Origin of the sequence: Pontibacter lucknowensis (assembly GCF_900156415.1) — a bacterium.
Classification (GTDB): Bacteria; Bacteroidota; Bacteroidia; order Cytophagales; family Hymenobacteraceae; genus Pontibacter; species Pontibacter lucknowensis.
In genome coordinates this window covers 17360-38458 of sequence record NZ_FTNM01000005.1, presented here as the reverse complement: position 1 = coordinate 38458, position 21099 = coordinate 17360, and the positions used below count along the sequence as shown (strand labels likewise).

The window sequence follows — 21099 nt, the reverse complement described above, 5'->3', positions numbered from 1 at the left end:
CAAAGACAGCTCAATCCTGTATATCCTTCCGGACGCTGAAAATCCTGATAAAAAAAGCCCCGGCAAGCAAAACCTGCCGGGGCTCCCATATATGTAGTAGAACAAATCGGACTTACGCAGCTGTGCGGAGTTGCTGCTCGTCGTCCTGTAAAAGCGGTTTTACTTTGTCCTGCAGCCTGGCTGCCACAAAGGAGTTTTGCAGATAGGCTGGCAGTTCCTGCACAAAGGCCTCATACTGCTGCAGACTCATGGCCTGCGCCACATAGCACTCATGTATGCCATTAAGGTAGCTCACTATATCGAGCAACGACTCGTGGAACAGCCTGAAATCGATCTCGGCCTGCACGAAGCGCTCTATTTCGCGATGTGAGTTGGAGATGCGCAGTCTGGCCAGCAGGTCAAACAGGGTGGTATAACCCATGCGCCAGGTCAGTTGCTGCCAATGCTGCGGACCGAATTTCTGAAGCACTTCGCCCGTGCGATTGCTGCGAATAGCCGTTGATGCATTGCCCTGTACCTGTTGCCGTACCGCTTTAGCCTTCATGCGACGAGTTGTGCGCAGAAACTGACCGATTTGCGACTGTGCCTCAAGCTCTTTGCCGGCAATCTGCAAGCCCGGCTTGTAGTGTGCCAGTGGCAAACGGTTAATTCGGAAGTCATCGTAGTGCCCGGATGCGTAGAAGCTCATCGCCTGCGGATAGGCATTCTTCACGATCAGGCGACCTGCTTCGCGCATTACCAGGGTCTCGTTGCTGGTCTTGATCTGGCGAGTATGCAGGAATGCCTGCAAGCTCGCAAACACGGTATAGTAAGCCTGTGGGAAAGTCCAGTGCAGGGCATTTCGGATATAGCTCTCGTCACCCAGCTCTGCCGTAGTACGCAAAGCATACTCTGTATTCCAGCTGTTCAGCAAAAGTTTTTTGACTGCTTCCACATCTTCTTCGGAGAGCTCGGCAGGTACTTCCCTAAAGAAAGCCAACTGCTGCAGCCCCATACCTTCGTAGTGGTTCAGGTGGTAATTGATCGCGAAAAAATAGTTCAGAAACACCTGCGCCGGAATAGATTTATACCATTCCTTGTCGAGCTGTTTCTGCTCTTCCGGATACATAGATATGATGTTTTCTTCTTCTTTCTCTTTCATGTATTTACAACATTTCTGACCTGCTAACAGTTGCAATTTTTGTTTATAAATACAAGGTTTTTGTGAATTTATTTAATTGATTATCAATGACTTATGCGGTGGTTGTGAAAAATATTTTCTTCGCTTATCATGTTGCTGTAAAAGCACCATTTTCAGGTATAATATAGCTTAAGGTAAGCCTTTTAAATTCAGGAATTTGTGAGAGGTCGCAGCAATAACCCGGAGCTCAAAATAAGAGTACAAGAGGGGGACCAAATCTTTGTACCATGGAGCTATCTTATATCCTGAACGAATTGGGGGAAGACCGGGAATTGTATTACAATGCAGTGGCGCCACCCATCCTGCAGACAAGCAATTTTGCCAGCAAAACGGTTGATGATATGCGACGCATGCTCCTGAACGAGGCAGAGTCTTACCTCTATACCCGTGGCAACAACCCCACTGTGACCATGTTCGAGAAAAAGATGGCGGCACTGGAAGGAGCGGAGCATGCCATTGCGTTTGGGAGTGGAATAGCGGCCGTTTCAGCTGCGGTGCTCTCCCAACTCAAGGCAGGTGACCATGTGGTGTGCATCGAGAAACCCTACGGCTGGACCAACGTGCTGATGAACCGTTTTTTGCCTCGTTTTGGGGTAGAGGTGACCATGGTGGATGGCACAGACACAGAGAACTACCGAAAGGCGATGCGTCCCAACACGAGGCTGCTGTATTTGGAAAGTCCCAACTCCTTCACCTTTGAGCTGCAGGATATAGCGGCTGTTGCAGCACTTGCCAAAGCGCATGGCTGCAGCACCATTATCGATAATAGCTTTGCCTCGCCGCTCAATCAAAATCCGCTTGCTATGGGAGTGGATCTGGTCGTACACTCCTGCACCAAGTATATCGGGGGGCACTCCGACACTATGGGAGGCGTGATCTGCGGCAGCCGTGGCATGATCAACAAGATATTTGAGCGGGAGTTTATGACGCTGGGAGCCATACTTTCACCGCACGATGCCTGGCTGCTTTTGCGCGGCCTGCGGACGCTTCCTGTGCGTATGGAGCGGGTCGCCGAAACTACACGAAAAGTGGTAGCCTGGATTGGAAAGCAGGAGCAGGTCGAAAAGATCTATTATCCTTTCCACCCATCGAATCCGCAGTATGAGTTGGCCAAAAAGCAGTTGCGCAATAACACAGGTCAGTTTACAATTGCGCTTAAAACAAATGATATTGGGAAGGTTGAAAACTTCTGCAACAGCTTGAAGCATTTCCTCATGGCTGCTTCCTGGGGCGGACACGAGTCCCTGATTTACCCGGCAGCTGCTTACTATGATAAAGGCTCGAATTACAAAGGCAAGCTCGACTTTAACCTGGTGCGCTTTTATATTGGACTGGAAGATGCCGACTACCTGATCAAGGATATTGAACAGGCTTTAATCAAGGTATAGCCAAGTTATAATATACACTTGAAATAATATTGATGATTTGGTAACATTGGATTGAAAACGTCTGCTTACCTTTGCAATCGATGGATTTTCAAGCGCCTCTCTGTGCCCGTATCCCATTGCATGACAGTGCACTAAACTTTCGTGCGCCTCACACGTCACCAATCAAATCTCTCTTATATCTATGTTTAAACATTTACACAAGGCGTCTGCTTTTGTGCTGGCCTGCTGTGCCTTTTTGGCTGGCGGCGAAGCATTAGCGCAGACCAATCCGCAGCCACAGTCGCTGCCTTACTCGCAGGACTTCTCCAGCCTGGAGCATGCGTCCACTGCTTATCCTGACGGATGGCAGGGATGGTTATTGTCTACTAGTCCTGGCGCGAACTTCAGAACGACTCCGGCAACTGCAGACAGAGCGATGCTGGGAGGTAGCACATCCACTACTACCAACGGCGCCGTTCATAACTACAATGGCAAAATAGGCTTTCTGAACAGTGGGTCGGTTGACCTAAGCCTGGCGTTCGCCATCAGCACCCAGCAAAAACAGGCCGTGAAAGTGTCGTTTGAGATGATGACGCTACGCAATCCGTATGATGGCGGTAGCAACACGCGTATCAACGAAGTGGTGCTGCAGTACCGCGTTGGTACAAGCGGCGATTTTATCAACCTGGACGGCACTGCGTACCAGAACAACACAGAAAAGTGGACTACGAGTGGTAACACAGCGCCACAAAAATTAGAGACTTTTACTATAACCCTACCAGAGGCGGCTGAAAACCAGGAAGTGGTGCAGCTGCGCTGGGCATCCCGCCAAATAAGCGGCGGCGGTTCCAGACCGAGCTTTGCCGTAGACAATATCGAAGTGAGCAGCCTGAGCGACAGCAAGAACCCCATCGTGCTGGCTCCGGCATCACTGGCTTTTGGCGATGTGGTGTTGAACCAGCCAAACGTTTCTTCCTATACCTTGGCCAGCGCCAACATCACCGGCAACGTACAACTATCGGCTACTGGTGGCTTTATGGTCTCCAAGCAAGCTACATCTGGTTTCGCTGCCAGCATCTCTTTCTCTGCTGAGGAGATGGCTGCCAACCCAACCGTGTTTGTACGCGTGACGCCAACTATTTTAGGAGCCTTGACTGGCACAATTGCGCATAGCGGTACAGGTATAGCCACGGCTGTAACTGAGCTGTCAGCCAATGCGGTTAGCCCGTATGTACAGAACTTCAACAACTGCGGTACCGCACTGCCAGGTGGCTGGAAGGCCTACAGCGTAACCGGCGACCAGGTATGGGGCTGCACGACTTTCGGTAGAGAAACTGAAACCAGCGGACGCAACAACGGTGTGCAGATTAACGGCTTTGCCGGCAGTGCCCGCGACAACGAGGACTGGCTGATTTCGCCTGCACTGGATTTGTCTGCCTTTAACATTGCCGCCCTTTCCTTCTGGACCAGAACCGCCTTCCAGGGCCCTGGTCTGAAACTGATGGTGTCGACAAACTACGATGGCACCAGCGCACCAGCCACTGCCACCTGGACCGAGCTGAATGGCGACTTCCCGGCTGCCGCTTCTGACGTTTGGAAACAATCCATCGTGAACCTGACGGCCTACAAAGGCACTGCGGTGCATGTAGCCTTCGTCTATACCTCCGGTGTGGACCTGAATGCCGCTCGTTGGACGCTGGACGACTTTGCCGTTGAGAACGTAGACCAACTGCTGGTAGCCAACGAGTTCAGCGTTGATTTCGGTCTGGTGGAAGTACCGAACGCATCAGCTCCCTATACCTTCAATTTCTCAGCACTGGGCTACCCGGCAGGCATGACCCTGTCTGTAGGAACCGATTTCGAGCTTTCCAAGAACGGCCAGACCTACGCTTCCTCTCTCTTTTACACTGCTGCTGAGACAGGCGCCACGAATCAAGTGTACGTACGCTACAAGCCAGGCAGCACCAAGCTGCGCTCCACTGGCCAGCTGACTTACTCGAGCGGCGACTTCACCGTAGTGAAAGGAGTCCTGACTGGCACCTCCCTGCCAAAGAGCAGCACGCTGGATATCGTGTCCTGGAACCTGGAGTGGTTTGGCGCTGACAAAGACGACAGAGGCCAAGAACTTGGTCCGGATAACGAGGAACTACAGTTCGCCAATGCTAAAAAAGCCCTTCAAACACTGGACGCTGACATCATTGCCTTCCAGGAAATTGCGAACGATGCTGCCATGGTTAGCCTGATGGCAGAACTCCCTGCTTATGATTTTGTTCGCTCTGATGTGCATTCCTACTCCTGGGACCCAAGCCGCAATCTGGTGCCACAGAAGCTTTATGTCGCTTACAAGAAAGATGTAGTAAAAGTGAAGAGCCAGAAAGTGCTGCTCCACAAACTGTATCAGGACGTGCTAGCTGGTACAGCTACGTTACCTGACTACCCTGCAGCGCAGACCAGCTTCTGGGCCAGTGGTCGCCTGCCATTGCTGGTAGAACTGGAAGCCACCGTAAACGGCGTGACACAGCAGATCTACGTGGTGAACCTCCATACCCGTGCCAACTCCGGCACCAACGTGACGCCTTACAACCAGCGCAAGTACGACGTGCAGGTATTGAAGGACAGCCTGGCAGCACAGTACCCGAACGTGAACCTGGTGATGCTGGGCGACATGAACGAGGATGTGGATGTGTCTGTAGTGAACAACCTGCCTTCTTCCCTGAACTCGTTTGTGCTCGACAGCAACTATAAAGCCCTGACCTACGACCTGAGCGTAGCCGGTGGTTACACCTATGCCTCGGGCTCTTTCCAGAGCTTCCTGGACCACATCATCGTATCGAAGTCTTTGGTGGATGAATACATTGAGGAGTCGATTGCGATTGAGAACCAGCTGCTGAGCCTGATTCCGAACTACAGAAATACTACGTCGGACCACGTGCCGGTTTCAGCCCGCTTCAGCTTCGGGGCTACGCCAGCGGTTGCTTTCTCAGCACCAACCCTGACTGCCACAGAGGGCGATGCACCTGTCACTGTGACCATGAACATCTCGGCCGCGCAGCCAAAGGCTCATACCGTATACCTGACGGTGAAAGACGGCGCAACCGCCACTGCCGTTGATTACACGACCGCCCCGGTGGCCGCCAGCAACGTAATCGCCGTGGAGGTGCCTGCCTACGCTTCAACTGCTTCGTTCGAGGTAAGCATAGCAGACGACAAGCTGACAGAGCCAACCGAGCAGGTGTCGTTCTACATCAACAATGTGACAACGGACCTGGGTATGGCAGCCGCCGCCCGCAGCTTCACGCTCGCCATCCGCGACAACGACTTCCCGGTAGGTATAGCCAATGGCCAGGAGCTGGCCTTCCGTCTGTATCCGAACCCGACACAGGGCGCTGTGGTGAACATCTCGTTGCCGGCCGAAGTATCGGTGCTGGAAGAGATGACGCTGGAGCTGCGCTCTGCCAACGGCACCAAAATGTACGAACTGGGCGGTAACCTGAGCAGCGTGCAGCAGCAGCTGAACGAGAAGGTAGCCGGCCTGCGCAATGGTATGTACTATGTGCAGGTGTTGGTACAAGGCAAGGTATACCAGGCCAAACTGGTGAGAAACTAAGCGAATTTACTTTACTAGGAAGCGGCCTACCGTCATGCGGCAGGCCGCTTTTTTGTGTGCAGATATAGCAGTTCTACAGGTGAAGTCGTTCATACAGGTATAACCCAGCCGTGAAGCAATCGGTATGAAGTAGACGAACCAAAAGAAATGACTATGACAGACAAACCGCAAATTATAAACAATGTGCATGCTGCTACCCTTATTGGCTCTGGCCTGAGTAGCTATTTTATGAACGAGAAACGTCCAAAGACAGCACTTATACCTGCAATAGCCGGAAGCGGACTGCTGCTGCTGAGCAAAAACCTGGAGAAAGGTGACCAAAAAATGGCGCACGTAGCAGTGGGGATTACCGGTCTCTTGCTGGTCCAAACGCTGCGTTCGTTCCTGCAAGCTGCCGTGCCGGATGTGGAGACAGAAACGAAATTTGACCCTGCCACCTTAAATCGACGCAAACTGATCTTTGGGCTCATGAGTACCACAGGTATAGCCGCAATGGCCACCTACATTGGGGGCTTCATCGAGAAGCGCAAGAATAGCTAAGGTATACCTTGTATGAAAAGAAAGAGCCCGCAGATGCTATATCTGCGGGCTCTTTTTGTATGATGCTATGCCTGTTAAAAACCAACGGCTGTGTCGTCACCACGAGGGTCGGCACCACCTTCCAACTTGCCGTTTGGCAGCACTAGTATACCTTCCACGGCGCCGTACTTGCCTCTTTGCTTCAGCTTATAGCCCTTGCTCTCAAGCACAGCCCTTACCTCAGGAGAGATGGCATCCGGTTCATGTTGTATCTCGTCAGGCAGCCACTGATGATGGAAGCGGGGAGCAGCCACGGCTTCCTGCATGGTCATACCGTGCTCCACTACGTTCAGGATCGTTTGGAAAACAGAGGTGATGATGGTTGAGCCACCCGGAGTGCCTACGACCATGAAGAGTTTGCCGTCTTTTTCCAGTATGGTCGGTGTCATGGCACTAAGCATACGTTTGCCGGGTTGCACAGAGTTTGCTTCACCTCCGATCAGGCCAAACATATTCGGGACACCAGGTTTTGCGCTGAAGTCGTCCATTTCGTTGTTGAGCAGGAAACCAGCACCTTCTACCACCACCATGGATCCATAGCCACCGTTGATGGTTGTAGTTATGGAAGCGGCGTTGCCAAACTGATCGACAATGCTGAAATGGGTAGTTTGATCTGATTCATAAACCGGTAAGTCGCCAGCTTTCACCTCTGACGAAGGTGTGGCACGCTCCATACTCACGTTCTGCATGCGCTCCTGCAGGTAGCTACGATCTAACAGGCCGCTGCTGGGCACTTTATAAAAATCCGGATCGCCAAGATAGGTGGCACGGTCTGCGTATACCCGACGCTTGGCTTCGGTCATCACCTGTATGGTCTGAGGCTGCTGCCAGCCGTAATCTTTCAGGTCGTAAGGCTCTACCATGGTCAGCAGCTGCATAAGGGCTATACCTCCGCTCGAAGGGGGCGACATGGAAGTGACTTTCAGGTTCTTGTACTGCCCTGTAATAGGCGTACGCCATACGGCATTATAGTCACGCAGGTCTTGGTGTGAAACCAGTCCGCCGCCGCGCTGCATTTCTTTTACGATCAGGTCAGCCGTTTCACCAGCGTAGAAGCCCTCACGACCTTTGTCACGGATGCGCTCCAGGGTGCGGGCCAGGTCGAGGTGAAAGAGGGTGTCACCGGCCTGCCAGGCCTGTGCACGGGTGAGGTAGGGAGTGTGCTTGTTATACCTGATCATCCGCTCCCGGGCATTGTTCAGCATGCGTGCCTCACGTTCAGTGAGCACCACGCCGCGACGAGCCAGGTCAATCGAAGGCTGCACCAGTTCGGCAAATGACATCGAACCAAGCTTTTCGTGCAGCTTGATCATGCCATCTACAGAGCCAGGTACACCTGCTGCCAGGTGGCCCATCAAGCTCAGGTCAGGTATCACATTGCCCAGTGAGTCCAGGTACATATCGCGGTGAGCAGCTGCGGGAGCTTTCTCCCTGAAGTCGAGTGCTCCGGTTTCGCCAGTATGATGGCGGTATACCAGAAAGCCACCTCCACCGATGTTGCCGGCAACCGGATAGCAAACGGCCAGGGCAAACTGTGTGGCGATGGCTGCGTCATAGGCATTGCCGCCTTTGCGCAGTATCTCTAAACCGATGTTAGAGGCGTCCGGGTGAGCGGAAACCACCATGGCTTTGTCAGCAACTACGCCTTGCTTAGCGGCCTCAGACTGAGTTTGAGGACGGGGCGCGCAAGCCGAAAAGGAGAGGAGGACTGCTGTAAAACATGTAAGGGTGTAACGCTTCGTTCGGAAGCCTTGAAGCAGGTTGAGGTGTTTCATGAATATTGTTCTAGTTGAGGCGAAGATGCAAAATAAAAAAAAGCCGGCTATCTGCATAGCCGGCTTTCTCCTTATTACCAATTGAAGGCAATTACTTCAAGTCATTTTTAATGATCGCTACGGATTCTTCTACATACACGTCCTTCTGCAGCGACTTCAGGAAGTCTTTGTTACGGGCCATCTTGGCAGTGTCACCTGAGATAGCCTGCAGATCTGTTTTCAAACGTGACACGTTCAGCACCGGAACATTTTTCTGAGCTTCTTCTAACTGTTTGTTTGCAGCTTCGCTCTTTTTCTCTTCTTCCATGTACTTCTTCATGCTCAGTGACCGGGTTGTGATATCAGACTGTTTTTTCAGTCTTTCGCCGCTCTGCTGAATTACTTTGAAGCTCTCGTTTCCTGCAACACGGCTCTTGCTGTTCGACTGTATGGCCGGTATGTTTAGCTTAGTGCGGGTCCATGGCTTATAACGTGCCGGAGAAATTTCGTCAAACGGAAGCGCATAATCCTGCTCTTTCTCACCAAACTCAAGGTAGCTGTAAGCGTCTGGCAGAATAACGTCAGGCGTTACACCACGCAGCTGCGTAGTACCACCGTTGATGCGGTAGAACTTCTGGATCGTCAGCTTCAGCGCACCGAAAGGCTTGTACGGGTCAAACTGTGATGGCAGGGCTTCGTCAATTTCCACGAACTGCTGTACAGTACCTTTACCAAAAGTAGGTGTACCTACGATAACAGCACGCTTGTAGTCCTGCATGGCTGCTGCCAGAATTTCAGAAGCCGAAGCACTGTTAGAGTTCACCATGATCACCAGCGGACCAGTATACTGTACTTCCGGGTCACGGTCATCCAGTACGACAGTCTTGCCAGAAGAGGTACGAACCTGTACGATCGGGCCCTGCTCAATGAACAAGCCTGCCATCTCAACGGCATCTGCCAGGGAGCCACCACCGTTGTTACGCAGGTCCAGTACGAGGCCTTGCATACCTGCTGCTTTCAATTTCTCGATTTCAGCCTTCACGTCGGCACCACTGTTACGGCCACCATTACGCTCAAAGTCAGCATAGAAGCCAGGAAGCTTGATATAGCCAATCTTCTGCTTGTCATCGATCATAGCACTCTGCGCATAAGTCTCTTCAAACACGATCACGTCACGCACAATTGGGATAATACGTGTGCTACCATCCGGCTTGCGTACGGTCAGGCGTACTTCAGTTCCTTTCTTACCACGGATCAACTGGATCGCGTCGTCCAGGCGCATACCTTCTACCAATACCGGATCACCGCTGCCTTGCGCTACTTTCTGGATAGCGTCGCCCGGCTTCAGATCGCCTTGCATGTAAGAAGGGCTTCCCGGTACGATTTCAAGTACTTTTATCTGACCGTCTTTTTCTTGCAAAGAGGCGCCTATACCTTCCAGTCGGCCGGTAAACTCAATATCAAAATCTTTTTTAGCTTTCGGAGGGAAGTAGCCTGTATGCGGATCGTATACGTTGGCCACCGCATTGATATAAGTGGAGCGGCGATCGTCGCGCGTAACCTGCGCCAATCGTTTGTAAAGCTCGTTGTAAGCTGTCATCACTTTGTCTCGGGCTTCAGCTTCCAATTGCTCCGGCGTTTTGCGGGTTTCTTTGCTGTCAGTGCTAGCCGTGGCTTTTTCCTGTTGCTTCTGCATTTCAGCCAGGCGCACTAGTGTCTGGTACTTCAGCTGCTTTCTCCAGGCTTCTTTCAGCTCGTTTTTGTCTTTGGCATATTTTAGCTTTTTACCATCCAGTTCAATGCTCTCCTCCTTTGAAAAGTCAAATGGCTTGGCCAGAATCTCTTTGTAGAAGGCCTCAGACTCTTTGGTGCGCTTCTCGATCAGGTCAGCCGAAATATCAAAGAACTCAAAAGAGCCGGCACGCAACTGGTCATCCAACTGGGTTTCGTACTGGCGCAGCATAGCCACATCTGACTCGAGCAGGAACTTCTTGTTGAAGTCCAGACGATCCAGGTATAGCTTAAAGGCTTTTTTAGAAAAATTATCGTCTACCTTCTTCGGCTTATAGTGCATGGTGCTCAAACCCTGCATCAGGGCTTTGATCAGAATTTCGTTTTTACCGGCAGGTGTACTGTTTTTGCTGTACAGGATAAAAGAACCCGTGAGTAAGATCACGGCCAGTACAGAAAGAAATATTTTTAATCTGGTTGTCAAGGATAGCATCTAATTTAGTTTGTTGGACCACATATTCTCTACGCAAAAGTAGTGCCGTAGATGAGGCCACGAGCAATTCTTTAAGGCGAGTCCTAATGTAGTATAAATATAGCTTTATCGCAAAGCAGCGCTTCAGCTTATGATAAAACAAGGAGACCACCTTCTTGTTTTACGGAAAGCCTCACTTCTTTATATAACTGTTATCTCTTTTTTTTCGTTTCCGGAGCATGCCCAGGCCCGGAAAATTGTATCTGGAACGTAAGGGTTGCAGTCGCATTCATACGGCCTTGATAACCAGGGGAGCACGTGCTGATGCAGGTATAGCCAAGATTAAATGACTATGAAGACAATTCTTTTTTTCGGAGACAGCCTGACAGCGGGATACGGGTTGCCCACGGCACAGGCCTACCCGTCTCTGATACAGGAAAAGCTGAAAGAAGAAGGGTATGATGACTATACAGTGATCAATGCGGGCATCAGCGGCGACACCACTTCCAGTGGCCTGTACCGGCTCGATCGCTGGCTGGCTGCTCCAATCGATATTTTTGTGCTGGCTCTTGGTGCCAATGACGGACTGCGGGGTATACCTGCCCGGGAAACCTCTCAAAATTTGCAGCAGATCATTGACAAGGTAAAGCACAAACATCCGGATGCGCAGATTATTTTGTCAGGTATGGAGTTTCCTGACATTGTGCCAGGGCGCTACGCAGCTGAGTTCAGAAAGCTTTTCAGAGAATTGGCTATCAGGAATAATGTGACCTTTGTCCCTTTCTTACTGGAAGGCGTGGCCGGTATGCGGCATCTTAATCTGCCGGATGGCGTGCATCCCAATGCAGAGGGCCAAAAAATACTGGCCCGCCATACCTGGACAGTACTGGAGGGTATCATTAAGCAAAATATTTAAACAAAACAGGCGATGCATGCTGCACCGCCTGTCTCTCTGTTAACTTAGTTTTTGTAATCCTGCCTGAAACGCATGGCATTTTCCATCTGTGCCCGGATCTCTTTTGTGGTATTGCGGGCCCACAGGTTGAAGGTTGTATTGTCCGTTTCCTCAATGTCTTTCACATTATCTTCAAATTCACTGAGGGCATCTTTATGCGCGTCCACCACGGTATCCCAGTAGGACTGATCAAACTCATCGGTGTTTTTGTCACGCAGCTCCTGCACACGTCCTGCATGGTCTTCTTCCATTTGCTGAGGCGGTGTTGTGCTGTACTGCCTGGACATATCCTGTAACTCTTCCAGTTTCTTAGAATAGAGGTCTACCATTTGCTGCCCATACTCACGCACCTGCGTAGTCACACCTCTTTCAGCTGCCAGTTTGCCCAGCTCCACCTGTTGTGTGCTGATGCTGTGTGCCTTGCTCATAAACTCCCTCTTGTCTTCGTTCAGGGTGGTGTCGGCTGCGGCAGTTGTATTCAGTTCCGTGTCTACGTTTGCGGTGGTGTCTGTTTCCTGTGTGTCAGAGCTACAGGATGCAAAGGCGAGCGCGCCCAATGTGAGGGTGGCTGCCATCCATAGGTTTTTCATAGTCTTATTTTTGCTTTTTGTTATTTCTACATGTTTTTAAGGGCATACGGAAAAACAGTGCGTGTATGTTCGGATTATTCCGCAGCAAGGCATTTGCAGGCGAAAGTGCATAGCAGGAAAAGGTATAGAAAAACAAAGGCTCGACTTCGCCACAAGGGAAAAGCCAAGCCTTTGTTTTATGTAATGTTTTATGTAAGGTATAAAACCTTAGTAATAAATATGCTCTCCGCGGTTCTTCTGGAAGTGATCCTCGAAGTAGCGTGCGTCTTCTGGCGAACGTGGGTTAAAGCCCAACACGATATTACCTTCCTTCACGCCTTCTTCATATACCTTGGCGCGTTCTTCAGGTATACCGGCGCCTACCAGCGCACCCAGCAGGCCACCTGTCAGACCGCCCGCTCCGGCACCGGCCAGACCAGCCGCCAACGGACCAGCCACAACCAGACCCAGGCCAGGTATAGCCACTGAAGTACCAATGGCTGCCACAGCACCTACAATAGCACCAAGTGTACCACCGATTGCTGATCCGGCTCCGGCGCCCTCCAGTGATTTATTTCCCAGTTCGGTGTCTCCATCACGGTCCACGTCATCACTGAAGTGACGCTTACGACCCTCGTCCGACATCACCACATTGATATCATCCTTGTCATAACCGCGTGCGCGTAGTTCTTCATAAGCGCGTTCTGCGCTGTCACGGTCCCGGAACATAGCTGTCATCATGTTCGCGTTGTCTTGTCTGTTCATAGCTTATTTTATTTAGTTTATATTAGTATGATAATGAATGCCTGCTCTTTTTGCAGACTAGTTTATAGTAACGGCTGCTCAACTCTATGGTTACGGAATAGGGCCATGCTTCACGTAGATAAGTATAATTGAGATAATTTTAAGTGCTTACAAATAAGAAAGCCTTCCGTGTTGGAAGGCTTTCTTATTTGTATATTATAGTGTTAATTATTCTTCTGATACACGGTCAGCAGTTACAAGTACACGGTCAACTACGTGAATCACACCGTTGTTTGCTTCAATGTTAGACTCTACGATGTTGGCTCCGCCAATGGTAAAGGCATTCGGGTTGGCACCGGCTGTACCTATCTCGATGTAGTCGTCCTGGCCTACCTGAATACGTTGGTTTGTTTCCAGTTGAGCGGTAGTTACCTTACCCGCAATAATGTGGGCCTGCAGAATCTGGATCAATTCATTTCTGTTCTCAGGTTTTTTCAGGTACTCTAACTGACCTGCAGGGAGTTGTTCAAATGCTTCGTTGTTCGGAGCGAAGATGGTGAACTCACCTTCCTGCTCAAAAGCTCTTGAAATATTGGCAGACTGTACCAGTTCCATAAATGTAGAAATGTCGCTTCTGGTTCTGGCTGCATCAAGTATAGCCATCGAGCTGGTTTCGGCATTGGCATCCATAGTAGCGGAGGCCTCCATGTTTGTAGTACCGGTAGTGGCATCAGTAGTTACTTCTGTATCCATGGTGGCATCATTACCGGCCATGGTTGTAGTTTCGCTCATGGTTGTTGTCTCGTCCATGGCGGTTGTGTCCATTGTATCATTACTGCTGGCGCAGCTAAATAAAAAGCCTGTCGCAAAAACAGCAGCAAAAGGTTTTAGCATTCGCATTTTCATAGTTATTTTTTTATAGTTCACGATTTAACAAATTGTACCCCTTTGGTCGGGCTGTACATTGTTTATTTAACTGTATCTTTTTAAAAAAGTTATAAAAAAGAAGGACTATCTGCGTGTGAGTTGCAGATAGTCCTTCTTGGTATTGTAATAAAACAATACTAATGTGTCTTAATTATAAACTTTTACGACGAAGATATAGTCCTGAAGTTTCTTGAGTTGCTGTGTGCGGGAAGTGCCATTCAGGTTATTTTGCTGTGGTAGACTAACTGCCAGGCCGGCTTCACGCTCTTTCATTTCGTTCACCATCTGAAGCAGGTAGGATGATTTGACAGCGAAAGCGGCACCTTCCTGACCTGCCTGCTTGCCATTGATCACTCCAATGATGTTGCCTTTGTCATCGAGCAGCGGTCCGCCACTGTTACCTGGGTTGAGCGGTATAGAGATCTGATAGGAAGTGGTATCGCCCTCGAAGCCGGAGGCTGAGCTCAGCGAACCCTCGCCAAACACAATGTCTTCACGCGGGAAGCCAAGCGTATAGACGCGCTCACCCAAATCAGAAGAAGCTGTTTTGAAGGTATAAGGTAGCTTGCTGAAACCAGCAAAGGCCGGATCCTCTACTTTCAGAATCGACAGGTCATAATCTGTGTTGCGGTGCACTTCGGTTACCTTAAACTTAAGGCCAGCCTTGTTCTCGATCAGGATAGAGTCAGCACCCTGGATAACGTGTGAGCTGGTAACGATATATCCATCCGGGCTGATAGCGAAACCAGTGCCACTGAAGCGGGCTGTACGTGGGGCTGGAGTTGTCGCGTCCGCGCTGGCAATACCATTGATGATGGCACGCTGTTCTTTTTTGATCTTCTCTACTTCACGACGAAGTTCAATGTAGCGGGCGGTCTGCTGCTGTACAGGTTCTTTTATTTGCTGTACACTCCAAAGCGTACCAAATACTGACAACAGAGAAACGCTGGCGGCAACCGCCATGGTCTGGGCATGCTTCTTAAAGAAAACTTTCCAGGCAGTGAGTTCACTGGTAATGCCCTGCTCAGCAGCTTCCATATCTGTGTGAATGGTGCTAAGCTTATGGCGCAATTGCTGGCGCTGGCCGTACTGCTGCATTGCCTGCAATACTTGTCGGTGCTCCTGTACCTGGTCGGCAAGCCGCAGGTCGGAGAGCAACAGCGCCTCAAAGGCAGCTTTCTCCTCAGCAGGCATGGTGCCGGCCAGGTAGCGCTCTATTTGCTCGTATATGCGGTAGTCAAACATGGTTTTATAAAAATACCTTCTTATAAGGTGCTAAAATTCATTCTGGTCTATCCTATGCCTCTGGTTTATAGGAGGTAAAAAATAGTTTTTTAAGGCGTTGCAAGCACTTGTACTTCTGGTTTTTGGCTGTATCGGTGTTCGTATAGCCAAACTTCTCCACGATATCCTGCATGCCCTGTGACCGGATGTAAAAGTCCTCCAGTAAGGTGCGGCAAGGCTCACCGAGCTGCTCCAACGCCTCGGCCATCATACTGAACTGTCGCTCATTCTCTTCGTGCTGCGGCACATCCTCTTCCAGGCTCAGGTAATTCTCAGAGTCCTCAATCCGGTTGGCGTAGCGGCCCTTTTCGGCCAGGCGCTTCAGCCACAGCCTGCGGCACACGGAGTAGAGGTAGGTCTTGATCTGGCAGCTAAGCTCCAGGCTGTTTCCCTTTATCTTCTCGTAGAAGACAATTACGCCTTCCTGGTAAATGTCTTTTGCCTCATCATCAGTTCCACTGTTACTAATGATGAAGTGCGATATCATCGGGAAGTGCAGCTTATAAAGATGTGCGAGTGCGCGGTCATCGTCATTCCGAATCCCCTCCATGATCGCCTCATCCGTCTCGTACAAACTCTTCCTCATGCCGTTCTATTTTTAATACGCCAGGCCGCTTTTTGTAACCCAACAAAAAAATATTTTAAAAAAATAAAAAATACCGGGTTACCTATCCGGGTTTCCGGTATGAAGTTCAAATTCGAAACCAAAACACTTAATCACAAACACAAAATGAAAAATTTGTTCAAATTCGCTTTCGTAGCGTTCGCCCTGGTAGCTTTCACAGCATGCAACACTGAAGAAACTGCAACTGAAACTGAAGCTGTAGAAACTGAGGTTGTTGAGACTGAAGAAGTTGTTACTGAAGAAGTTGAAGCTGACACTACTGTTGAAGTTGAAGCTGACACTACTGTAACTGTACAGTAATTAATAGCAGAACTACAGAGTATACCTTATAGTTCTAAACACATAAGAAGGCCCTGCAGCAATGCAGGGCCTTCTTATTTTTATGGCTGTTCAGACTCAACACAGTTCGGGGTATGGCAATATACCATTTATAAGCCGACCACTTCGAGCAAAAGCACCCGGACTGGCCTAGAAACGCTTCACCGTTTTGCGGCGCTCCATTTCTTTGCTGATCAGGCCGAACTCACGGCTGCTCTGGCCGGCAATGGCTGTGTTCTCGTTAGCGCGACGCAGCAGGTAAGGCATTACCGACTCTACCGGACCGTAAGGCACATACTTGGCTACGTTGTAGCCCGCATTGGCCAAATTGTACGACAGGTTATCGCTCATACCGAAAAGCTGGGCAAAGAACACACGCTCATCATTCGGGGCTATACCTTTATCATCCATCAGCTCCATGAGCAGGTAGCAGCTGTCTTCGTTGTGCGTACCGGCGCAAAGCGAAATGCGGTCGATGTGGTCAATGCAGAAGCGAAGACCGTCGTTGTATAATTTGTCAGAAGCCTCTTTAGTCGGGTTGATTGGGCTCGGGTATCCTTGCTCTTCGGCACGCTTACGCTCTTTTTCCATGTAGGCTCCACGCACAGGCTTTGCACCCAGTATATAGTCTTTGGCTACGGCGTTTTCGTAATCGCGTACCAGTGCGTCGAGGCGATCGTGACGGTAAAGTTGGTAGGTATTGTAAACGATAGCCTTCTTCTTGTTATAGAGTTCCATCATTTCATAGGCCAGGTTGTCGATCGTTTCCTGGAACCAGCTTTCCTCAGCGTCCACAAACACACGCACATCCGCTTCGTAGCAACGCTTGCAGATATCATTTACACGCTGGCGGCCACGCTCAAAAGCCGCTTGCTCATCAGCCGTCATCTTTTCGCCTGCCTGCACTTTCTCTAATAGGTCGGTACGCATCAGGCCGGTTACTTTAAAAACCGAGAATGGGATGTGCTTATTGCCCCGTGCCCGCTCTACCGTGCGCAGGATCTCATCGCGTGTTTCATCAAAACTTCTGTCTACGCCTTCACCCTCTACCGAATAGTCCAGGATGGTACCGATATTATATTTGGCCAGCTCGCGGATGGCGCGCTCCGATTCCTCTATCGTTTCGCCACCGCAGAAGTGATTGAAAATAGTCGGTTTGATGATAAACTTAACCGGCAAGTGTAGCTTAATAGCCGTGTTCAGCAGATTGCCACCCAGTTTAACAAATTTGTTGCTGTTCATGGACTTGAACAGCAGGTACATTTTATAAAGTTCAGCGTCAGACTTGGATGAAAAAGCGACAGCTGTATCGTCGAAAGAAACGTTGGTAACCGGGTTCATGTAATAGCATGTTAATCGGCGCAAAGATAGTGTATGCGTTATAGTTATACACTATGGACACCTGGTACTTAAGGGATATTTTTGTACTGTTTTTCAGTGCAAGTACACCCTTAAACTAGATCCGCTGCATAACTGTTGTAATTGTCGTACCTTTGTATGGACAATTGACACACATGAACTTCAAGAATAAAGACACATATTTCTCAGATTTGCTGGCCGGGCGGGGCAGACCGCTGGTCATTGCCGGACCTTGCAGCGCTGAGAGTGAACAGCAGGTGATGGAAACGGCGGAGGCTCTGAAAAAGCTGAATGTGCACCTGTTCCGGGCCGGTATCTGGAAGCCGCGTTCCCGGCCCAACACATTTGAAGGTATAGGCCTGCTGGGACTGGAGTGGCTGGGTCGCGTGAAGCGTGAACTGGGTATGCGCGTAACGACTGAGGTGGCTACTGGTCGGCACGTGGAGGAGGCACTGAAGCAAGGTATAGACGTACTCTGGATCGGTGCCCGCACCACTGTAAACCCCTTTGCCGTGCAGGAAATAGCCGATGCGCTGAGGGGCGTGCAAGTGCCTGTGATGGTGAAAAACCCCGTGAACCCGGACCTGGCATTGTGGATCGGTGCGATTGAGCGCATTTACCAGTCAGGTATAACGGATCTGGCCGCCATTCACCGTGGCTTCTCTTCTTACCAGCCCTCTAAGTACCGCAACTTGCCGGTATGGCAGATCCCCATCGAGCTGAAGGCACATTTTCAGGGTCTACCTGTGATCGTGGACCCGAGTCACATTGGTGGCACCCGCGAACTGATACACCCATTGTCGCAAAGAGCACTCGACATGGGCTATGACGGCGTGATGATTGAAACTCACCCCAATCCGGCAGAAGCCCTAAGCGACCCGGAGCAGCAGGTAACACCAGCAGCCCTGGCCGAAATTCTGGACAAGCTGCAGGTGCGCAAAACCAATTATGATGATGCCGAACTGGTGAGCCGGGCGGAGGAATTGCGCCTGCAGATTGATGCCGCAGACCATGATATTATCACTGCCCTGGCTAAGCGTATGGCCTTGGTAGAACAGATAGGGGAGTATAAAAAACAGAACAACGTGCAGGTGCTGCAGCTAGAGCGTTGGAAGGAGATTTTTCGGACCCGTGCCGACTGGGCAACCGAAGCAGGTATAAACCCAATTTTTGTGGAGGAGCTTTACAAGCTGATTCATGTAGAGTCCATCCGGAAACAAACCATTATCATGCAGACCGGAAATCCGGAATTGCAACCTGATACCAAGCCGGAACAGGCTTCGTAAGCGTATACCTGAACGTCGGTCCGGTTCCGATGCTTTTTCTTAAACTTATACCTGTCTAAAACCTAATCCGCGTGACTGAAAGCATATACATTGGGCGAGACGTGCTGCCAAAGCTTCAAACGGTGCTGCAGAATCTTGCCTTCTCGAAAGTAGCCGTACTGGTAGACGAGAACACCCTGCACCATTGTTATCCACAGGTAAAGCCCTACCTTCCCGAACATGATATCATCCAGATAAAGAGCGGTGAGGAAAACAAAACCCTGCAGACCTGCGAACACATCTGGCAGCGCATGACGGAGCTCCATCTGGACCGGTGGTCGGTGTTGGTGAATCTGGGTGGCGGTGTGATCGGGGATATGGGTGGTTTCTGTGCTGCTACTTTTAAACGCGGAATGTACTTTGTGCAGGTGCCTACTACGTTACTTGCCCAGGTCGACGCCAGCGTGGGCGGCAAAACAGGTATAGACTTTCACGGACTTAAAAACCATATCGGGGTATACAAAGAGCCTAGAGCCGTTTTTATCGATCCCTCTTTTCTGAACACGCTTCCGCAGCGCCAGCTCAAGTCAGGCTATGCCGAGATCATCAAACACTGGCTGATCGCCGACGCGGCCGCTTTTGAAGAACAGCGCCATATCGGGCTATTTACTGAAAATTGGGATGATCTGATCCGTCATTCTATAGGTATAAAGTCAGCCGTGGTGGAGGCCGATTCTTTGGAAGGCGGCTACCGCAAAGTGCTCAACTTTGGCCACACGGTGGGCCACGCCGTAGAAAGTTACCTGATGGAGCAGGCCGGTCGTGAACTGTTGCATGGAGAGGCCATTGCGATAGGGATGCTGTGCGAGGCTTACTTGTCCTTGAAGAAAGACTTGATCACAAAGCGGGAACTGGATCAGATCGAGACTTTTCTGGTGTCGATCTATGAAAAGGTAAAACTCACCGAAGAAGATGTTCAGGCGATGTCCAAACTGGCCTTGCAGGACAAGAAAAATACTCACTCCACTATCAACTGTACGCTATTGCAAGGTATAGGCAAGGCTGTTTGGGACCAGCCTGTGACTGTGGCAGAGATACAGGAAGCATTGCGCTATTACCAGCTACTATGACAAAAACCGTTACTCTTTCGCACCCTACAGGTATACTGAAGGGTCGTGTACAATTACCTGCCTCCAAAAGCGAGGCAAACCGTGCTTTAATTATCGCAGCCTTGGCTGGGGGAAAATCCGAATTGCAGAACCTCTCCGAAGCCAACGACACCCAACTCCTGCAAAGACTCCTGAACAGCGACTCGGATACCATAGACGCCGAAGATGCGGGGACAGTGATGCGCTTTTTAACGGCCTATTACGCCGTGACAGGGCAGCAAAAAACACTTACCGGAACCGATCGCATGTGCCAGCGCCCGATCAAGGTGTTGGTAGAGGCCTTGCAGGAACTGGGCGCAGGTATAGCATACCTGGGCGAAGAAGGTTATCCGCCCCTTCAGATCAGCGGCTTTAAAGGCAGCGGCAAAAAGCACTTGAAAGTGCGCAGCGACATCAGCAGCCAGTACATTTCCGCTTTGATCATGGTAGCACCTTTGTTACCCGATGGGCTGGAACTGGAGCTGGACGGTAAGATCAGCTCACGGCCTTACATCGAAATGACCTTAGCTTTGATGAAGCACTTCGGGGTAGAGGCAAGCTTTGAGGGTAACACGATCACCGTGCCACATCAAAAATATCAACCCGCTACTTTCGCGGTAGAGTCGGACTGGTCAGCGGCAAGCTACTGGTATAGCATGGTGGCCCTGGCCAAAGAGGCGGATGTGACCTTGCTGGGTTTGCGTGAAGATTCCCATCAGGGCGATAAAGCCATTGTGGACATCATGCGACGTTTGGGTGTACATACCGAGTTCAAGCAAGAAGGAGTGCGTCTCACAAAAAAGCATGCGGAGAAAAGAGTAACCTTCGATTTTAGCAATTGCCCCGATCTGGCACAGACTATTGTGGCGCTGTGTGCAGCCTTAGGTATAGCCGTAGAGATGACCGGATTGGAGAGCCTTCGCATCAAAGAAACAGACCGCATTCAGGCGTTGCAGATTGAGGTGCTGAGTATGGGTGCCTCACTGGAAGAAAGGACCCCCGGGATCTTTCAAATGAACCCGACCTTGTTGACCAATCGGGAGTTGAATTTCAGAACCTACGAAGATCATCGTATGGCCATGGCCTTTGTTCCGATCGCCTTGTTGCAGCCTATCCAGATACAGGAGCCGCATGTGGTGCGCAAGTCCTACCCTCGGTTTTGGGAAGATCTGGAGAAAATGGGCTTTGAAGTAACAGCGAATGAATAGTGATTAT

At 50.3% G+C, this 21099-nt stretch carries 17 protein-coding genes; 8 read left to right on the top strand and 9 right to left on the bottom strand.

The features are described 5' to 3' along the window. Window positions 1-112: 112 nt before the first annotated feature. On the bottom strand, window positions 113-1141 hold the full coding sequence (locus BW972_RS15135) for a hypothetical protein (RefSeq protein ID WP_076422747.1): 1029 nt from the start codon (window positions 1139-1141) through the stop codon (window positions 113-115). Between the two features lie 266 nt (window positions 1142-1407). On the opposite strand from BW972_RS15135, the gene BW972_RS15130 reads away from it, so the two are divergent. From BW972_RS15130 to BW972_RS15120, 3 genes are all read left to right on the top strand, one after another. After that, window positions 1408-2568, top strand: coding sequence for a trans-sulfuration enzyme family protein (locus BW972_RS15130; RefSeq protein ID WP_076422746.1), 1161 nt, complete (start codon window positions 1408-1410; stop codon window positions 2566-2568). A gap of 181 nt (window positions 2569-2749) precedes the next feature. Further along, on the top strand, window positions 2750-6154 hold the full coding sequence (locus BW972_RS15125) for a T9SS-dependent choice-of-anchor J family protein (RefSeq protein WP_076422745.1): 3405 nt from the start codon (window positions 2750-2752) through the stop codon (window positions 6152-6154). A 153-nt stretch (window positions 6155-6307) separates the two neighbouring features. Continuing rightward, window positions 6308-6694: a hypothetical protein gene (locus BW972_RS15120; protein ID WP_007653251.1), complete on the top strand. Its 387-nt coding sequence runs from the start codon at window positions 6308-6310 to the stop codon at window positions 6692-6694. 74 nt (window positions 6695-6768) lie between these two features. Here the strand turns inward: BW972_RS15120 and ggt are convergent, their stop codons facing one another. Then, entirely contained in the window at window positions 6769-8508 is a 1740-nt protein-coding gene (ggt, locus tag BW972_RS15115; RefSeq protein ID WP_083674205.1) for a gamma-glutamyltransferase, read from the bottom strand. A gap of 91 nt (window positions 8509-8599) precedes the next feature. Then, entirely contained in the window at window positions 8600-10711 is a 2112-nt protein-coding gene (locus BW972_RS15110; protein ID WP_076422744.1) for a carboxy terminal-processing peptidase, read from the bottom strand. 331 nt (window positions 10712-11042) lie between these two features. On the opposite strand from BW972_RS15110, the gene BW972_RS15105 reads away from it, so the two are divergent. After that, window positions 11043-11606 (top strand): arylesterase, encoded by a 564-nt coding sequence (locus BW972_RS15105; RefSeq protein ID WP_007653256.1) that lies wholly within the window; start codon window positions 11043-11045, stop codon window positions 11604-11606. Between the two features lie 44 nt (window positions 11607-11650). Here BW972_RS15105 and BW972_RS15100 read toward each other — a convergent pair whose 3' ends face one another. From BW972_RS15100 to BW972_RS15080, 5 genes are all read right to left on the bottom strand, one after another. Then, window positions 11651-12235: a DUF4142 domain-containing protein gene (locus tag BW972_RS15100; RefSeq protein ID WP_007653258.1), complete on the bottom strand. Its 585-nt coding sequence runs from the start codon at window positions 12233-12235 to the stop codon at window positions 11651-11653. Window positions 12236-12442: 207 nt separating this feature from the next. Next, window positions 12443-12979, bottom strand: coding sequence for a hypothetical protein (locus BW972_RS15095; RefSeq protein WP_007653261.1), 537 nt, complete (start codon window positions 12977-12979; stop codon window positions 12443-12445). A gap of 207 nt (window positions 12980-13186) precedes the next feature. Then, on the bottom strand, window positions 13187-13783 hold the full coding sequence (locus BW972_RS15090) for a fasciclin domain-containing protein (protein ID WP_040573545.1): 597 nt from the start codon (window positions 13781-13783) through the stop codon (window positions 13187-13189). Window positions 13784-14032: 249 nt separating this feature from the next. Beyond that, window positions 14033-15130: a S1 family peptidase gene (locus BW972_RS15085; protein WP_076422743.1), complete on the bottom strand. Its 1098-nt coding sequence runs from the start codon at window positions 15128-15130 to the stop codon at window positions 14033-14035. 52 nt (window positions 15131-15182) lie between these two features. Next, the gene (locus BW972_RS15080) at window positions 15183-15755 is read right to left on the bottom strand and encodes an RNA polymerase sigma factor (RefSeq protein ID WP_040573537.1); all 573 of its coding nucleotides are present in this window, start codon (window positions 15753-15755) and stop codon (window positions 15183-15185) included. Window positions 15756-15854: 99 nt separating this feature from the next. Between BW972_RS15080 and BW972_RS15075 the strand changes: the two genes are divergently transcribed. Then, window positions 15855-16094: a hypothetical protein gene (locus BW972_RS15075; protein ID WP_051017693.1), complete on the top strand. Its 240-nt coding sequence runs from the start codon at window positions 15855-15857 to the stop codon at window positions 16092-16094. Between the two features lie 168 nt (window positions 16095-16262). Here BW972_RS15075 and BW972_RS15070 read toward each other — a convergent pair whose 3' ends face one another. After that, window positions 16263-17453, bottom strand: coding sequence for a proline dehydrogenase family protein (locus BW972_RS15070; protein WP_076422742.1), 1191 nt, complete (start codon window positions 17451-17453; stop codon window positions 16263-16265). Between the two features lie 173 nt (window positions 17454-17626). Here BW972_RS15070 and BW972_RS15065 point away from each other — a divergent pair, with 173 nt between their 5' ends. The 3 genes from BW972_RS15065 (at window position 17627) to BW972_RS15055 (ending at window position 21092) form a co-directional block, all read left to right on the top strand. Then, a complete protein-coding gene (locus BW972_RS15065) occupies window positions 17627-18757 on the top strand; it encodes a bifunctional 3-deoxy-7-phosphoheptulonate synthase/chorismate mutase type II (RefSeq protein WP_076422741.1) in 1131 nt (376 codons plus the stop codon). A gap of 71 nt (window positions 18758-18828) precedes the next feature. Further along, window positions 18829-19866, top strand: coding sequence for a 3-dehydroquinate synthase (gene aroB / locus BW972_RS15060; RefSeq protein WP_076422740.1), 1038 nt, complete (start codon window positions 18829-18831; stop codon window positions 19864-19866). Further along, window positions 19863-21092, top strand: coding sequence for a 3-phosphoshikimate 1-carboxyvinyltransferase (locus BW972_RS15055; protein WP_076422739.1), 1230 nt, complete (start codon window positions 19863-19865; stop codon window positions 21090-21092). The genes aroB and BW972_RS15055 overlap by 4 nt, the downstream gene beginning before the upstream one ends. Window positions 21093-21099: the final 7 nt, after the last annotated feature.

Excerpts from the sequence above, each read along its gene's own strand:
- BW972_RS15055 (WP_076422739.1), top strand. The coding sequence starts at position 19,863 with ATGACAAAAACCGTTACTCTTTCGCACCCTACAGGTATACTGAAGGGT.
- BW972_RS15080 (WP_040573537.1), bottom strand. The coding sequence starts at position 15,755 with ATGAGGAAGAGTTTGTACGAGACGGATGAGGCGATCATGGAGGGGATT.
- BW972_RS15120 (WP_007653251.1), top strand. The coding sequence starts at position 6,308 with ATGACAGACAAACCGCAAATTATAAACAATGTGCATGCTGCTACCCTT.
- BW972_RS15105 (WP_007653256.1), top strand. The coding sequence starts at position 11,043 with ATGAAGACAATTCTTTTTTTCGGAGACAGCCTGACAGCGGGATACGGG.
- BW972_RS15070 (WP_076422742.1), bottom strand. The coding sequence starts at position 17,453 with ATGAACCCGGTTACCAACGTTTCTTTCGACGATACAGCTGTCGCTTTT.
- BW972_RS15100 (WP_007653258.1), bottom strand. The coding sequence starts at position 12,235 with ATGAAAAACCTATGGATGGCAGCCACCCTCACATTGGGCGCGCTCGCC.
- ggt (WP_083674205.1), bottom strand. The coding sequence starts at position 8,508 with ATGAAACACCTCAACCTGCTTCAAGGCTTCCGAACGAAGCGTTACACC.
- BW972_RS15135 (WP_076422747.1), bottom strand. The coding sequence starts at position 1,141 with ATGAAAGAGAAAGAAGAAGAAAACATCATATCTATGTATCCGGAAGAG.
- BW972_RS15125 (WP_076422745.1), top strand. The coding sequence starts at position 2,750 with ATGTTTAAACATTTACACAAGGCGTCTGCTTTTGTGCTGGCCTGCTGT.
- BW972_RS15110 (WP_076422744.1), bottom strand. The coding sequence starts at position 10,711 with ATGCTATCCTTGACAACCAGATTAAAAATATTTCTTTCTGTACTGGCC.
- BW972_RS15095 (WP_007653261.1), bottom strand. The coding sequence starts at position 12,979 with ATGAACAGACAAGACAACGCGAACATGATGACAGCTATGTTCCGGGAC.
- BW972_RS15075 (WP_051017693.1), top strand. The coding sequence starts at position 15,855 with ATGAAGTTCAAATTCGAAACCAAAACACTTAATCACAAACACAAAATG.
- BW972_RS15085 (WP_076422743.1), bottom strand. The coding sequence starts at position 15,130 with ATGTTTGACTACCGCATATACGAGCAAATAGAGCGCTACCTGGCCGGC.
- BW972_RS15090 (WP_040573545.1), bottom strand. The coding sequence starts at position 13,783 with ATGGACACAACCGCCATGGACGAGACAACAACCATGAGCGAAACTACA.
- BW972_RS15130 (WP_076422746.1), top strand. The coding sequence starts at position 1,408 with ATGGAGCTATCTTATATCCTGAACGAATTGGGGGAAGACCGGGAATTG.
- BW972_RS15065 (WP_076422741.1), top strand. The coding sequence starts at position 17,627 with ATGAACTTCAAGAATAAAGACACATATTTCTCAGATTTGCTGGCCGGG.